This is a genomic window from Tessaracoccus yangjingae (genome assembly GCF_054483935.1).
In genome coordinates this window covers 2,759,079-2,773,716 of the sequence record NZ_CM137014.1, presented here as the reverse complement: position 1 = coordinate 2,773,716, position 14,638 = coordinate 2,759,079, and the positions used below count along the sequence as shown (strand labels likewise).

At 69.2% G+C, this 14,638-nt stretch carries 14 protein-coding genes; 13 read left to right on the top strand and 1 reads right to left on the bottom strand.

What is annotated here, in order from left to right:
- The first annotated feature begins 2 nt into the window (after positions 1-2).
- From dnaJ to tgt, 3 genes are read left to right on the top strand one after another with little or no spacing between them, the layout of a single operon-like run.
- Complete coding sequence (gene dnaJ / locus ACX1D3_RS12510) at positions 3-1,163, top strand: molecular chaperone DnaJ (protein ID WP_458996549.1); 1,161 nt, start codon at positions 3-5, stop codon at positions 1,161-1,163.
- Positions 1,160-1,894, top strand: coding sequence for a 16S rRNA (uracil(1498)-N(3))-methyltransferase (locus ACX1D3_RS12505; protein ID WP_458994156.1), 735 nt, complete (start codon positions 1,160-1,162; stop codon positions 1,892-1,894). The genes dnaJ and ACX1D3_RS12505 overlap by 4 nt, the downstream gene beginning before the upstream one ends.
- Positions 1,891-3,117, top strand: coding sequence for a tRNA guanosine(34) transglycosylase Tgt (tgt, locus tag ACX1D3_RS12500; RefSeq protein WP_458994155.1), 1,227 nt, complete (start codon positions 1,891-1,893; stop codon positions 3,115-3,117). Before ACX1D3_RS12505 ends, tgt begins: the two co-directional genes overlap by 4 nt.
- Here the strand turns inward: tgt and ACX1D3_RS12495 are convergent.
- Positions 3,099-3,821, bottom strand: a complete 723-nt coding sequence (locus ACX1D3_RS12495; protein WP_458994154.1) for a queuosine precursor transporter — start codon at positions 3,819-3,821, stop codon at positions 3,099-3,101. The two genes, tgt and ACX1D3_RS12495, sit on opposite strands and share 19 nt — an antisense overlap.
- A gap of 118 nt (positions 3,822-3,939) precedes the next feature.
- Here ACX1D3_RS12495 and ACX1D3_RS12490 point away from each other — a divergent pair, with 118 nt between their 5' ends.
- From ACX1D3_RS12490 to leuA, 10 genes are all read left to right on the top strand, one after another.
- Positions 3,940-4,374, top strand: a complete 435-nt coding sequence (locus tag ACX1D3_RS12490) for a DUF5709 domain-containing protein (RefSeq protein ID WP_458994153.1) — start codon at positions 3,940-3,942, stop codon at positions 4,372-4,374.
- A gap of 140 nt (positions 4,375-4,514) precedes the next feature.
- Positions 4,515-5,447 carry a PhoH family protein gene (locus ACX1D3_RS12485; protein ID WP_458996548.1) on the top strand — a complete coding sequence of 311 codons (933 nt, stop codon included), beginning with the start codon at positions 4,515-4,517 and terminating at the stop codon, positions 5,445-5,447.
- On the top strand, positions 5,444-5,902 hold the full coding sequence (gene ybeY / locus ACX1D3_RS12480) for an rRNA maturation RNase YbeY (protein WP_458994152.1): 459 nt from the start codon (positions 5,444-5,446) through the stop codon (positions 5,900-5,902). Before ACX1D3_RS12485 ends, ybeY begins: the two co-directional genes overlap by 4 nt.
- Positions 5,875-7,128: an APC family permease gene (locus tag ACX1D3_RS12475; protein WP_458994151.1), complete on the top strand. Its 1,254-nt coding sequence runs from the start codon at positions 5,875-5,877 to the stop codon at positions 7,126-7,128. The genes ybeY and ACX1D3_RS12475 overlap by 28 nt, the downstream gene beginning before the upstream one ends.
- A gap of 48 nt (positions 7,129-7,176) precedes the next feature.
- Positions 7,177-8,490, top strand: coding sequence for a hemolysin family protein (locus ACX1D3_RS12470; RefSeq protein WP_458994150.1), 1,314 nt, complete (start codon positions 7,177-7,179; stop codon positions 8,488-8,490).
- On the top strand, positions 8,480-9,409 hold the full coding sequence (gene era, locus ACX1D3_RS12465) for a GTPase Era (protein ID WP_458994149.1): 930 nt from the start codon (positions 8,480-8,482) through the stop codon (positions 9,407-9,409). Before ACX1D3_RS12470 ends, era begins: the two co-directional genes overlap by 11 nt.
- Positions 9,410-9,560: 151 nt before the next feature.
- Positions 9,561-10,832 (top strand): extracellular solute-binding protein, encoded by a 1,272-nt coding sequence (locus ACX1D3_RS12460; protein ID WP_458994148.1) that lies wholly within the window; start codon positions 9,561-9,563, stop codon positions 10,830-10,832.
- Between the two features lie 76 nt (positions 10,833-10,908).
- Positions 10,909-11,850, top strand: a complete 942-nt coding sequence (locus tag ACX1D3_RS12455; protein WP_458996547.1) for a carbohydrate ABC transporter permease — start codon at positions 10,909-10,911, stop codon at positions 11,848-11,850.
- Between the two features lie 3 nt (positions 11,851-11,853).
- Complete coding sequence (locus tag ACX1D3_RS12450) at positions 11,854-12,720, top strand: carbohydrate ABC transporter permease (RefSeq protein WP_458994147.1); 867 nt, start codon at positions 11,854-11,856, stop codon at positions 12,718-12,720.
- Positions 12,721-12,875: 155 nt separating this feature from the next.
- Positions 12,876-14,633, top strand: coding sequence for a 2-isopropylmalate synthase (leuA, locus tag ACX1D3_RS12445; RefSeq protein WP_458994146.1), 1,758 nt, complete (start codon positions 12,876-12,878; stop codon positions 14,631-14,633).
- The last annotated feature ends 5 nt before the right edge of the window (positions 14,634-14,638 follow it).

Sequence of the window (14,638 nt, the reverse complement as noted above, 5' to 3'; positions counted from 1 at the left end):
ATATGAGCAAGGACTACTACGACATCCTGGGCGTCGAGCGAGACGCGACGCCCGAAGCCATCAAGAAGGCCTACCGCCGGCGCGCCATGAAGGTGCACCCGGACGTCGCCCAGGAGGACGGCGCGGCGGAGAAGTTCAAGGAGCTCAACGAGGCCTACGAGGTGTTGAGCGACCCGAACAAGCGGGCCGTGTTCGACCGCGGCGGAGACCCGATGAGCCAGGGGGCGGGGTTCTCCGGGTTCGGAGGGGGCTTCGCCGGGGGCTTCGACTTCTCCAACCTGGTGGACGCGATGTTCGGCGCGGCGGGCGGCCGCGGGCCACGCTCGCGGGTGCGCCAGGGCCAGGATGCGCTCGTGCGGGTGTCCCTCCAGCTGCACGAGGCGGTGTTCGGCGTCACCAAGCCGGTCAAGGTGGACACCGCCGTCGTCTGCCCCAAGTGCAGCGGCGCTGGCGGCGAGCCAGGTTCGGAGCCGGTGACCTGTGCCACGTGCGACGGAGCCGGCGAGGTCACCCAGATCCAGCGCAGCTTCCTCGGCGACATCCGCACGTCCCAGGCGTGCCCCACGTGTCGCGGCTACGGCACCGTCATCCCCCGGCCCTGCGGGGAGTGCTCGGGCGAGGGACGGGTGCGCAGCACCCGCACCCTGCAGGTCCGGATCCCCGCGGGCGTGTCCACCGGGATCCGCATCCATCTCGAGGGCCAGGGCGAGGTCGGGCCGGGCGGCGGCCCCGCGGGAGACCTGTACGTCGAGCTGACGGTTCAGGCCCACGAGACGTTCAGGCGCGAGGGGGACAACCTCGAGGTGGTGGTCAGGCTCCCCATGACGGCGGCCGCGCTGGGCACCACGGTCGGCGTGGGCACGCTGGAGGCGGAGTGGGACCAGTCGGACCCGGCGGACCGCACCGTGGCCGTCGAGGTACCCGCCGGCACCCAGTCCGGCACGCGGATCGCGATCAAGGGCCGCGGCGTGCCCCGGCTCCGGGGCGGCGGCCGCGGCGACCTCGGCGTCACGCTGCTCGTCCAGACGCCCACGAAACTGGACGACCGGCAGCGCGAGCTGCTCCGCCAACTCGCGGACGAGCGGGACGAGTCCGTGCCGGAGGCCGTGGCGGCCAAGGGGCACAAGGGCGTGTTCGGCAAGCTGTCCGAGTGGTTCTCGTGACCGATCCCCTGTTCATCGCCGACCTCCCCAGCACCCTGGCCCCCGGCGGGTTGGTGGTGGTCACCGGGGAGGAGGCGCACCACGCGGTCGCCGTCAAGCGCGTCAGCGTGGGCGAGAACGTGCTGGTCTCCGACGGCCGTGGGCTCGGAGTGCGGGCCGAGGTGATCGAGGCGGAGCGTCGTCAGCTGACGGCCCGGATCTTGGAGGTGATGGCAGCGCCGTCGCCCCTCCTGGTCTGGGGCGTGGTGCAGGCGCTGGCCAAGGGGGATCGCAGCGACCTGGCGGTGCAGATGGCCACCGAGCTCGGGGCGCGCGAGATCTTCGCCTGGCAGGCTGCGAGGTCCGTCGTGAGGTGGCAGGGGGACCGCGCTGACCGGTCGCTGGAGAAGTGGCGGGCCACGGCGCGCGAGGCGGCCAAGCAGTCTCGCCGGTTCTTCGTCCCGGAGGTCCTGGCGGTGTCGACGGCGGATGTGGTGGGCGCGATCGCGGGGGTGAGCCTCGCGCTCGTGCTGCACGAGGACGCCTCGCAGCACATCGCGGACGTCGAACTGCCCGCCGAGGGCACCGGCCTGCTGATCGTCGGGCCGGAGGGCGGCATCGCGGCCGCCGAGCTGGACAGGTTCGTCGCCGCGGGCGCCCAGCTGGTCAGCATCAGCGACGGCGTGCTGCGCACCTCGACGGCGGGCGCCGTCGCGCTGGGCCAGCTGGACGTGCTGGCCAGGCGCCCGTGACGGGCTTCTCCTTCGACGTCACCGACCAGCTGGGGGACGCGGCCGGGCGTGCCGGCGTGATGCACACCCCCCACGGCGACATCGAGACCCCCGCGTTCATCGTCGTCGGCACCAAGGCGACGGTGAAGTCGGTCCTGCCCGAGACCGTGGCGGATCTGGGGGCCCAGGCCGTGCTCGCCAACGCCTACCATCTCTACCTCCAGCCCGGCTCGGACCTCGTCGACGAGGCGGGCGGGCTGGGCCGGTTCATGAACTGGCCGGGGCCCACGTTCACCGACTCCGGTGGCTTCCAGGTGATGAGCCTCGGCGCCGGGTTCAAGAAGGTGCTGGCCATGAACACCACGGGCCTGGCGGACGACGACGTCATCGCCGAGGGGAAGACGCGCATGGCCCACGTCGACGAGGACGGCGTGACCTTCAAGTCGCATCTCGACGGCAACCGCCACCGGTTCACGCCGGAGATCTCGATGCGGATCCAGCACGAGCTGGGCGCAGACGTCATGTTCGCCTTCGACGAGCTCACCACGCTGATGAACACCCGCGGCTACCAGGAGGGATCGGTGGAGCGCACCCACCGGTGGGCGGCCCGCTGCCTTGCGGAGCACCGCCGGCTGACCGAGGAACGCGCGGGCAAGCCCTACCAGGCGCTCTTCGGCGTGATCCAGGGCGCGCAGTATGAGGACCTGCGCCGCCGGGCCGCCCGCGACCTGGCCGAGCTCGACGTGGACGGGCAGTCGTTCGACGGCTTCGGCCTCGGCGGCGCCCTGGAGAAGGAGAACCTGGGCACCATCATCGGATGGATGGTCGACGAGCTGCCCCAGAACAAGCCCCGGCATCTGCTGGGGATCTCGGAACCCGATGACCTGTTCGCCGCCGTCGAGCGCGGGGCGGACACCTTCGACTGCGTCAATCCCTCCCGGGTGGCGCGCAACGCCGCCATCTACACCGCCGACGGCCGCTACAACGTCAACACGGCCCGTCACCGCCGCTCGTTCGAGCCCCTCGAGGACGGGTGCGACTGCTACACCTGCACGCACTACACGCGCGCCTACCTTCACCACCTGTTCAAGGGGAAGGAGATGCTCTCGGCCACGCTGGCCACCATCCACAACGAGCGGTTCACCGTGCGGCTGGTGGACCGGATGCGCGAGGCGTTGAAGTCCGGGGACTTCCCCGCCTTCCGCGACGAGTTCCTGGGGCGGTTCTACGCGGCCAGGGGGTAGCTGGGCTCGCGCCGCTTGACCGCCGCGATGACCCGGTAGGTGACCGGCAGGAACAGTGCCTCGATGGTGACCTTGTACAGGTAGCCCACCACGATGTAGTTGAGCAGCGTGCCCCCGGAGATGATGCCGGCGAACGCGACCACGCAGAAGATCGTGGTGTCTGCGGCCTCGCCCACCACGGTGGACCCGAGCAGCCGGCTCCAGAGCGAGCCCTCGGGCGCCCGGTTCTTGAGCCTGACCAGGACCCAGGCGTTGAGGAACTGGCCGGCCAGGTAGCCGAGCAGACTCGCCAGCACGATGCGGGGGACGAACCCGAGGACGGCGGCGTAGGCCTCCTGGTTGGGCCAGTCCGCCGCCGCGGGCGCGGCGCCCACGAGCAGGAAGGTGACCGAGGCGAGGATGGAGGTGCCGAAGCCGAGCAGGATGGCTCGTCGGGCGCCCTTCATGCCGTAGACCTCGGCCAGGACATCGCCCAGGATGTAGGTCAGTGGGAAGAGGAACGCGCCCCCGTCGGTGATGATCGGCAGGACGGGGATCCCGAAGGGCGTCCACTCCGGGCCGAACTGGATCAGCTTGACCGCGGACACGTTGCTGATCAGCAGCAGCGCCACGAAGAGGGCGACGACCACGTCGTAGACGCCTCTGGGCCGTTCGGCGAACCGGACGTCCGAGGCGGGGCTGGAGGCGTCCTGGATCTGCTGCACCGCCGCATTATACGCCGTCACGGGCCGGTGGCCGGGGTCGTCGACTGGGTGCTGACCACTTCACCGGGAGCCTGCGCGTTACGCCCCGGGGCGTGGCGCACGGTGGCAAGATTCATGCATGGACGACATGGCAGCCGACTACATGCCCGACGAATCCGAGCAGCTCGATCAGTTGCAGCCCGGTGATTCGCTCATCGACCGCGGAGTCGAGGACGTCCTGGACGAGGGGTACATCACCCCCGAGAAATGGTCACCCGCCCAGGGCTTCGGCAACACGCCCGAGGAGATGAGGCAGGGGGAGACCCTCGAGATGCGGATGAAGCAGGAGGAGCCCGAGCTGGTCGCAGATGTCGAGGACTGGAACCCCACCCACGAGCCGCGTGAGGTCGGCGCGGCCAGGGCGGGGCGCCTGATGGCGGTCCAGGGGGGCGGCGGCATCGAGCACACCCTGGGCGTGGACGTGGGCTACGGCGGCGGTGCCGCCAGCGCCGAGGAGGCGGCCATGCACATCATCTCCGACGAGGACGACGACCTCTCGCTGCTCGAACGCTGACCGCTGGGGATCCGGCCTAGACTGGGTCCTCGCCGGCGGAGTGCGCCGGCCGCACCCAGACAAGGACACGCACCCTGAACACGCATTCGTTGGACCAGCAGCACGCGACCCGGACCGTGGCCGTGCCACCGTCGATCGACATGGTCAACCTGCTCGGACCCCGAGACGACTTCCTCCGCATCCTGGAGGACCAGCTCGACGCGGACCTGCACGTCCGGGGCGGGCAGATCACGCTGTCCGGTCCCTCGAACGAGGTGGCCAAGGCCGCCGAGGTCATCACCGAGCTGGTCACCATCCTGCGCACGGGCCAGGGGCTGACCGGCGAGACCGTCGAGCGGGTGATCCAGATGGCCGACGATCCCCATGCGCCGGCCTCCGAGATCCTCACCCAGAACATCGTCTCCTCGCGGGGACGGACGGTGCGGCCCAAGACGCTGAACCAGAAGCGCTACGTCGACGCCATCGACCGGCACACCGTCGTGTTCGGCATCGGCCCCGCCGGCACGGGCAAGACCTATCTCGCCATGGCGAAGGCCGTCCAGGCGCTGCAGGCCAAGGAGGTCAGCCGCATCATCCTGACCCGGCCGGCGATCGAGGCGGGGGAGCGGCTCGGGTTTCTGCCGGGCACGCTCAACGACAAGATCGACCCCTACCTGCGGCCCCTGTACGACGCGCTCCACGACATGGTCGACGCGGACTCCGTGCCCAAGCTGCTCACCTCCGGCACCGTTGAGGTGGCGCCGCTGGCCTACATGCGCGGCCGCACCCTCAACGACGCGTTCATCATCCTCGACGAGGCGCAGAACACCTCGATGGAACAGATGAAGATGTTCCTCACCCGCCTCGGCTTCGGCTCCAAGGTGGTGGTCACCGGTGACATCACCCAGGTGGATCTCCCCGGCGGCGTCAAGAGCGGGCTGCGGGGAGTGATGAGCATCCTCGACGGCGTCGAGGACATCGAGTTCTGCACCCTGACCAGCCGCGACGTGGTGCGCCACCGTCTGGTGGGCAGGATCGTCGCCGCCTACGACCAGTTCGAGAGCCTGTCCGAGCAGCGCAGGGGAGCGAAGTGATCGACCTCAACAACGAGTCCGGTGTCGAGGCCGACGAGCTGGGCCTCGTGGAGCTGGCGCGGTTCGCGCTCGACAAGCTGCGGATCCATCCGCAGGCCGAGCTGTCGATCCTGCTGGTGGACGAGGCCACGATGGCGGACTACCACGAGCGGTTCATGGACCTGCCCGGCCCCACGGACGTGATGAGCTTCCCGATGGACGAGCTCCGCGCCCCCGAGGACGACGAGGAGCCGCCCATGGGCCTGCTCGGCGACATCGTGCTGTGCCCGCAGGTGACGGCCCGTCAGGCGCCGGACAACGGGCGCAGCGTCGACGGTGAGGCCGAGTACCTGCTCGTGCACGGGCTGCTCCACCTCCTCGGCCACGACCACGCCGAACCCGAGGAGAAGGCGGTCATGTTCGGTCTCAACGACAGGATCATCGCGGCGTGGGATCAGGCGCGCGGTCGCAGCTGAGCCGCAGCCTCGGACTGGCCGACGCGATCGCCATCGGCGTCGCGTCCATGGTCGGGGCCGGGGTGTTCGCGGTGTGGGCGCCGGCCGCCGCCGCGGCAGGGGGCGCCCTGCTGATCGGCCTGCTGCTGGCCGCCCTCGTGGCCTGGTGCAACGCCACGTCCTCGGCGCAGCTCGCGGCCCAGTACCCGTCGGCGGGGGGCACGTACATCTATGGCCGGGAGCGGCTGGGTGGATGGCCGGGCTTCCTGGCGGGCTGGAGCTTCGTCATCGGCAAGACCGCGTCCGTGGCCGCGATGGCCATGACGCTGGCCGCCTACACCGCGCCGGAGCCCTGGCGCGCGCCCGTCGCGATCGCGGCGGTCTGGCTCATGGTTGGGGTCAACCTCCTCGGGGTCACCCGGACGGCGAAGGCGGCCATGGTCCTGGCCTCGCTTGCGCTGCTGTCGCTCACCGTGGCCCTGGCGTTCGGCTGGGCCGGTGCCGGCGGGCCGGTGGGCGAGCTCCTGACCCTCCCTGAGGGCGCGCCCGGCTGGTACGGCGTTCTGCAGTCCGCGGGCCTGCTGTTCTTCGCGTTCGCCGGGTACGCCCGCGTGGCCACGATGGGCGAGGAGGTGCGCGATCCCCGCCGCACCATCGGCCGGGCGATCATCACCGCCCTGGTCGTCGTGCTGGTGCTCTACGCCGTCGTCGGCGTCAGCCTCCTGGGCCTGGTCGGCGCCGAGGCGCTGGCCGCGTCGACGGCGCCCTTGGCGCTGCTGGTCGGGGACCACCCCGTCGCGCGGGTGGTGCTGGTCGTCGGAGCGGCCGCGGCGGTGGGCGGGGCGCTGCTCGGCCTCTTGTCGGGGATCGGCCGGACGTGGCTGGCCATGTCCAGGGAGGGGGACCTGCCCCGGTTCTTCGACCTCACGCACCCACGCACGCTCGTTCCGCACCGGATCGAGCTGACTCTGGCGGTGGCGCTGACGGCGATCCTCCTGGTGGCGGACCTCCGCGGCGCGATCGGCTTCTCCTCGTTCGGCGTGCTCCTGTACTACTTCGTCGCCAACGTGGCCGCCTTCACGCAGGGTGCGGCCGAGCGGCGCTACGCGAAGGCGTGGCAGATCCTCGGCGCCGCGCTGTGCCTGCTCCTGGTGGCGACGCTGCCGTGGCAGTCGATCGTCGGCGGCCTGGCGGTGCTCGGCGTCGGCGTCGCCTGGCGCATCCTCACCCGAGCGCCGCTGCGATAGACTCGGGCGGCACACAGCATCCCCGACCGAGCGAGTTGACTACCCCCAGTGACACAGTCCGAGTGGATCGAACTGAGTATCGCGCTCGCGTGCGCACTCGCCGCCTCCGTCCTCGCCGCCGTCGAGACGGCGCTGGGCGTCTTCACGAGGGCACGCGCCGAGCGGCTCGTGGAGCAGGGCGAGCGGGGGGCCCAGCGGATCAAGCTCATCGCGGAGGACCCCGCCCCGTCGATCAACGCCGTGATGTTCACCCGCATGGCGCTGGAGACCAGCTCCATCGTCATCGCCAGCCTCGTGGTGTTCACCCAGTTCCAGATGGACTGGCAGAGGGCGCTGGTCACCATCGGCGTCATGCTGGCTGTGTCGTTCATCCTGTGGGGCGTCGCGCCGCGCACGCTCGGCCGGCAGAATCCCGAGCAGACGATGCGGATGTTCGCGCCGCTGGTCTCGGGCCTCACCACCATCTTCGGGCCCGTCGCACAGCTGATGATCCTCCTGGGCAACGCGCTGACCCCCGGCCGGGGCTATGCGGACGGGCCCTTCGCCACTGAGGCCGAGCTGCGCGACCTGGTCGACATCGCGGAGAAGCAGGAGCTCATCGAGGCGGGTGAGTCGAAGATGATCCACTCCGTGTTCGAGCTGGGAGACACCCTGGTCAAGGAGGTCATGGTCCCGCGCACCGATGTGGTGTTCGTGACCCGGGACACGACCCTGCGCCAACTGCTCTCGCTCGCTCTGCGCTCCGGGTTCTCCCGCATCCCCGTGGTGGGCACCAACCTCGACGACATCCTCGGCGTGGTCTATCTCAAGGACGTGTCCAAGCGGGTCTACGACTTCCCCGACGCCGAGCGGCACGAGAGCGTGGCGGAGCTCATGCGGCCCGCCACCTTCTGCCCGGACTCCAAGCCGGTGAGCGATCTCCTGCGCGACATGCAGCTCAGCCACTCCCACCTGGTGGTGGTCGTCGACGAGTTCGGCGGCACCGCGGGGCTGGCCACCATCGAGGACATCCTGGAGGAGATCGTCGGCGAGATCGTCGACGAGTACGACCAGGACGCCCCCACCGTGGCGGACCTGGGGGAGGGGCGCTACCGCATCTCCTCCCGGCTGCCGGTCGACGAGCTGGGTGCCCTCTTCGGCGTGGACCTCGACGACGACGACGTGGAGACGGTCGGAGGCCTCATGGCCAAGCAGCTCAACGTGGTGCCCATCCCGGGCGCGCGCACCGTGGTCGGCGACATCGAGCTGATCGCCGACCGCGCCGTCGGCCGCCGTCACCAGATCGGCACCGTCCTCGCCCGCCGCCTCACCGAGGCGGACCTCACCCCCACCGAGTCCCCGGAAGGCGACGATGATGACTGAGCCCGTGCACCGATCCGGATTCGCCTGCTTCGTGGGGCGCCCCAACGCCGGCAAGTCGACGCTGACCAACGCCCTCGTGGGGCAGAAGATCGCGATCGCCTCCAGCAAGCCCCAAACGACCAGGCATGCCGTGCGCGGGATCATCACCCGCGAGGACGGCCAGCTGATCCTCATCGACACGCCGGGGCTGCACCGCCCCCGCACGCTGCTGGGCCAGCGCCTCAACGACCTGGTGTTCGAGACGTGGGGATCGGTCGACATCGTCGGCGTCTGCCTGCCGTGCGACCAGCGCATCGGCCCCGGTGACAAGTTCATCCTCGGCGAGATCGCCAAGCTGCCGCGTCGGCCCATCCTGGTGGCGCTGGCCACCAAGACGGACCTGGTGAGCAAGGAGCGGCAGCTGTCGCACCTGGTGGACATCGGCGAGGTGGCCACCGAGCTCGGCTTCGAGTGGGCCGAGGTGATCCCCTGCTCGGCGGTGGCCGACGACCACGTCGATCTCGTCCGGGACTCCCTCGTCTCCCTGCTCCCCGAGGGGCCGGTCTACTACCCCGACGGGGAGATCACCGACGAGCCTGAGGAGACTCTGATCGCCGAGCTCATCAGGGAGGCCGCGCTCGAGGGAGTGCGCGACGAGCTGCCGCACTCGATCGCCGTCATCATCGACGAGATCCTCCCGCGCCCGGACCGCCCCGAGGACAAGCCCCTCACCGACATCTTCGCCTCGATCGTCGTGGAACGGGACTCGCAGAAGGGCATCATCATCGGGCACAAGGGCGCCCGCCTGCGTGAGATCGGCGCCCAGGCGCGCGAACAGATCAACCGACTCCTGGGCACCCGCGTGCACCTCAACCTGCACGTCAAGGTGATGAAGGAATGGCAACGCGACGCGAAATACCTCAACCGCCTGGGATTCTGATCGTCCACGATCACCCATTGTGAGCATTTGACCTGTTAACGATAACTATTTGGTTACGGCGCGGGCGATTCGCGCGCCCAGGGGTGAGGCGCTCCTAATATCGCGGACAACAACCATTCCTGGTTGATCTGAAGACAGGAAGGAAGCGCACGTGAACAAGCGTGTCCTCAAGATCAGCGCGGTCGCCATCGTCGGCGCCCTCGCCCTCGCCGCCTGCGGCGGCGACACCACCCCCTCCGCGACCGGTGACGCCACCTCGGTGGATCCCGGTTCGCTCGAGACCACCATCAAGATCCTCGCGCCCTCGTACTCGGACACGTCCAAGTCCGACTGGGACGCGATCATCGCCACGTTCAACGAGACCTACCCGGACGTGACCGTCGAGCTGCAGATCGAGGGCTGGGACGGGTTCTCCGACAAGGTCTCCGCCCGGATCCAGGCCAACGACTACCCCGACATCCTCAACGACAACGCGTTCGCCGCGTCGGCCGAGGCCGGCATCCTCTACCCGATCGACGAGGTCCTCTCGTCCGAGACCCTGGCGGCCATCGAGCCGTCACTGCTGGCCAACGGCATGGGCACCGACGGCGTCCAGTGGGCGGCGCCGGACATCGCCACCGCACGCATGATGGCCTACAACGTCGACCTGTTCGAGCAGGCCGGCATCGCCGAGCCCCCCGCCACCTGGGCGGAGCTGGAGGAGGCCTCCGCGAAGCTCGTGGCCCTCGGCGGCGACGTCCGCGGCTACGGCATGCCCCTGGGTCGCGAGGAGGCGCAGGTAGAGTCCTCCCTCTGGCTCTGGGGAGCCGGCGGCGACTGGGCCGACGGCGAGGCGCTCAAGGCCGACACGCCCGAGGCGACCGAGGCATTCGGGCAGATGAAGAAGATGTTCGAGGCCGGCTACACCCAGGCCAACCTTGAGGACAACCGGGTGGACGTGGCGGACCTGTTCCAGGCGGGCAAGCTCGGCATGATGATGGCGCACTCCGCGATCGTCGCCGACGCGCAGGCCAAGGGCGTCAACGTGGCGCTCGCGCCCATCCCGTCGAAGGACGGGGGCGACGGCGTGGCACTCGGCGTGACCGACTTCATCGTCGCGTTCGACAACGGGGACGCGGACCGCAAGGCCGCCACCGCCGCCTTCCTCGACCTGCTGTACTCGGACGAGCAGTACGAGGGCTGGTACAAGGGCACCGGGCTGCTCCCGGTGACCACGTCCATGATCGAGAAGGGGCAGGCCGAATCCGACGAGATCGGGTCGGCGTTCCTCGAGGCGCTGTCCATCGTCAAGTTCCTGCCGGTGGGCAACCCCGCGTGGGATGCTCTCCAGACGGCACTGCAGGGCTCGGCGTACAAGGTCGGCTCCGGCGATCCGGCCGAGGTTCTCGCCGAGATCCAGGCCCAGGTCGACGCGCAGGCCTGACCAGCGCGCGCGGGGTGGCACCGGTCGCCGGTGCCACCCCGCACCATGGCTCCACAGAGGAGGAACAGACGTGACCATGACGGCCCCACCCACGACGGCGCCCATCCGCCGGTCGAGGAACACCGGAAGCCGGGCCGCGCTCACGTCGCTGCCGTGGCTCCTCCCCACGGTCGTCCTCATCGCGGGGGTGGTGCTCTTCCCCGCCGCGCTGATGATCTACACCTCCTTCTTCAAGTACAACAACCGCGGCATCAGGCGCAGCGACGGGCCCGTCGGCCTCGACAACTACATCGGGCCGGCCGGGGCACTGACTTTCCCCGGGGTGCCGGTCGAGCGCATCCTGCTGAACACGGTCGTGTGGGTGGTCGTCGTGGTGGCCCTCACCGTCGTGCTGTCGCTGCTGCTGGCCCAGTTCCTCAACATCGAGTTCCGTGGCCGCAAGGCCCTGAGGCTGTTCATCATCCTGCCGTGGGCCTGCTCGGTGGTGATGACGGCGACGGTCTTCCGCTACGGGTTGCAGGAGAACGTGGGGCTGTTCAACCGCCTCATGGTCGACACGGGCATCATCGAGACGGCCCGAGCGTGGACGAAGGACCCCACCAGCGCATTCTGGGTCGCGGTGTTCGTGGCCATCTATGTCTCCCTGCCGTTCACCACGTACACGATCCTCGCCGGGCTCCAGGCGGTGCCCGAGGACGTGCGCGAGGCGGCGCACATGGACGGCGCCAACGGACCACAGCGGTACTGGCACATCATCCTCCCGCTGCTGCGGCCGGCGATCGCGGTGGCGGCGCTGATCAACATCATCAACGTCTTCAACTCCCTGCCGATCCTGCGGCTGCTCCAGGAGACGCCGGGCTTCCACACCGGCCACATCACCACCACGCTGATGTTCGAGTATCAACGGGCGCTCGGGCCGGGCGTGTCGTCAGCGCTGTCGGTGCTGAACTTCATCTTCTGTCTCGTCATCATCGCGATCTACCTGATCATCGTGCAGCCCACGAAGGAGGTGGCCTGAGCCATGGCAACGTCAAGGTCCCCGCGCGCCGTCCGCGGCGGCATCAACCGCCCGCCGAGCCCCTGGCTGATCGCCCTGGGCTCCCTGGCCATCGTCGTGTTCTTCGGGTTCCCCTACGCGTTGATGTTCATCAGCTCGCTCAAGACCCGCCTCGAGATCACCAACATCCCTCCCGCCTACTTCCCGGCCACGCCCCGGTGGGACAACTACCTCACGGTCTGGGCCTCGGAGGTGGACCCGGCGTCGTCGCTGCTGTCCACCGCCGTGATCTCGTTGGGCGCCACCCTGCTCGTCCTGCTGGTGGCCACCCCCGCGGCCTACTACGTGGCCCGCTTCCGGTTCCCCGGCCGCATGGTCTTCCTGCTTCTGGTGCTCTGCACCCAGATGCTGCAGCCGACGGTGCTCGCCGTGGGCCTCTTCCAGCAGTTCAAGGGATGGCAGGGCTACGCGGTGTGGGCCGCGTTGATCCTCATCAACGCCGCCTTCAACCTGTCGTTCGCCATCTGGATCATGCAGGCGTTCTTCGCCTCGGTGCCCAAGGAGATCGACGAGGCGGCGCTGATCGACGGTCTGGGGCGGTTGCAGACGATGTTCCGCATCTCCCTGCCCCTGGTGTGGCCGGGCATCGTGACCGCCATCGTCTTCGTGTTCGTCAACACGTGGAACGAGTTCTCGGCCGCGTTCATCCTTGTCCAACAGACGAACCTCCAACCGTTGACGGTCTCGATGCCCCGCTTCCTGGGCCTCTACATCAAGGACTGGCAGTACCTGTTCACGGTGGCCATGATCGCCATCGTGCCGGTGGTCATCCTGTTCAGCTTCATCGAGAAGCGGCTGATCGGCGGGCTGACCGCGGGCTCGGTCAAGTAGTGGACAGCCGCGGAACGGGTGCTACAGTGGCGAACGTGGCACGGCATACCCTCCTCCTTGGCTGCCGCAGCGGGGCCCAGAATCTCTGAGCCAGATCCCCTCGCTGCGGTGCTTGTACGCGTCTGGCGCACCATCCCAGCCCAGGAGACACTCAGATGAACAGCTTCACCACCCGCCCCCAGCCCACCCCCGTGCAGCAGCCCACACCGATGCCGGTGCACCGCTACACCCCCTTCATCCCCGTCGACGTGCCGGACCGCACGTGGCCCTCCAAGCGCATCGAGAAGGCCCCGCGCTGGTTGTCCACGGACCTGCGTGACGGCAACCAGGCGCTGATCGACCCGATGACGCCGTCGCGCAAGATGCGCATGTTCGAGCTGCTGGTCGACATCGGCTACAAGGAGATCGAGGTGGGCTTCCCGTCGGCCTCGCAGACGGACTTCGACTTCGTGCGCCAGCTGATCGAGGGCGACAAGATCCCCGAGGATGTCACCATCTCCGTGCTGACTCAGGCTCGCGAGGACCTGATCAGCCGCACGGCCGAGTCGCTGATCGGCGCCAGGCGCGGCACCATCCACATGTACAACGCCACGGCGGAGCTGTTCCGCAAGGTGGTCTTCCGGATCAGCGAGCAGGAGTGCGTTCAGCTGGCCACCCGCGGCACCGAGTTGGTGATGAAGTACGCCGACAAGCACCTGCGCGACGTCGAGTTCGGCTACCAGTACTCGCCGGAGATCTTCACTCAGACCCCCACGGACTTCGCCGTCGAGGTGTGCAACGCCGTCGCGGACGTCTGGCAGCCGGGCGAGGGCCGGGAGATCATCTTCAACCTGCCGGCCACCGTCGAGCGCTCCACCCCCAACACCTACGCGGACCAGATCGAGTACTTCATCCGCAACGTCCGCAACCGGGAGCACGTGGCGGTATCGCTGCATCCGCACAACGACCGCGGCACCGCCGTCGCGGCCTCCGAGCTGGGCCAGATGGCAGGGGCGGACCGCGTCGAGGGCTGCCTGTTCGGCCACGGCGAGCGCACCGGCAACGTGGACCTGGTCACCCTGGCGCTCAACCTGTACACCCAGGGCGTTGACCCACAGGTGGACTTCTCCGACATCGACCACGTGCGCCGCACCGTCGAGTACTGCACCGGCCTGCCGGTGCACCCCCGGCACCCCTACGCGGGAGACCTGGTCTACACCGCCTTCTCCGGCTCGCACCAGGACGCGATCAAGAAGGGCCTGGAGTACCTGGAGGCGGAGGCGCAGCGGCAGGGCAAGCTGGTCGACGAGATCGACTGGGAGGCCCCCTACCTGCCCATCGACCCGCACGACGTGGGTCGCACCTACGAGGCCGTCATCCGCGTGAACTCGCAGTCCGGCAAGGGCGGCATGGCGTACCTGATGAAGAACGAGTACAAGATGGACCTGCCCCGCAGGCTGCAGATCGAGTTCTCCCGCGTGGTCCAGGCCCACACCGACAGCACCGGCGGGGAGGTCACCGCCGCGCAGATGTTCGACATCTTCGAGCGGGAGTACCTGGGCGAGGGGCCGTGGCGCCTCACCTCCGCCGGGTCCACCTCCAGCAACGGGCAGTTCCACGTCAAGGCCGTCATCGACGGACCCACCCGTAAGGGTGTGGAGGTCGACGGCGAGGGCAACGGTCCCGTCTCGGCCTTCGTCGACGCCCTGGTGCAGGCGGGGGCGCACGTGCGGGTGCTGGACTACGCCGAGCACGCGCTCGAGGCCGGGGGCGATGCGAAGGCCGCGGCCTACGTCGAGTGCGAGGTGGGCGAGGGCGACGACGCGACAGTCCTCTGGGGCGTGGGCGTGGATCCGAGCATCACCAGCGCCTCGATGAAGGCCATCCTGAGTGCCCTGAACCGCGCGGCGTCGTGGGTCATGGCCCCCGCCTGATCGCC

Excerpts from the sequence above, each read along its gene's own strand:
- dnaJ (WP_458996549.1), top strand. The coding sequence starts at position 3 with ATGAGCAAGGACTACTACGACATCCTGGGCGTCGAGCGAGACGCGACG.
- ACX1D3_RS12490 (WP_458994153.1), top strand. The coding sequence starts at position 3,940 with ATGGACGACATGGCAGCCGACTACATGCCCGACGAATCCGAGCAGCTC.
- ACX1D3_RS12485 (WP_458996548.1), top strand. The coding sequence starts at position 4,515 with ATGGTCAACCTGCTCGGACCCCGAGACGACTTCCTCCGCATCCTGGAG.
- era (WP_458994149.1), top strand. The coding sequence starts at position 8,480 with ATGATGACTGAGCCCGTGCACCGATCCGGATTCGCCTGCTTCGTGGGG.
- ACX1D3_RS12455 (WP_458996547.1), top strand. The coding sequence starts at position 10,909 with ATGACGGCCCCACCCACGACGGCGCCCATCCGCCGGTCGAGGAACACC.
- ACX1D3_RS12450 (WP_458994147.1), top strand. The coding sequence starts at position 11,854 with ATGGCAACGTCAAGGTCCCCGCGCGCCGTCCGCGGCGGCATCAACCGC.
- leuA (WP_458994146.1), top strand. The coding sequence starts at position 12,876 with ATGAACAGCTTCACCACCCGCCCCCAGCCCACCCCCGTGCAGCAGCCC.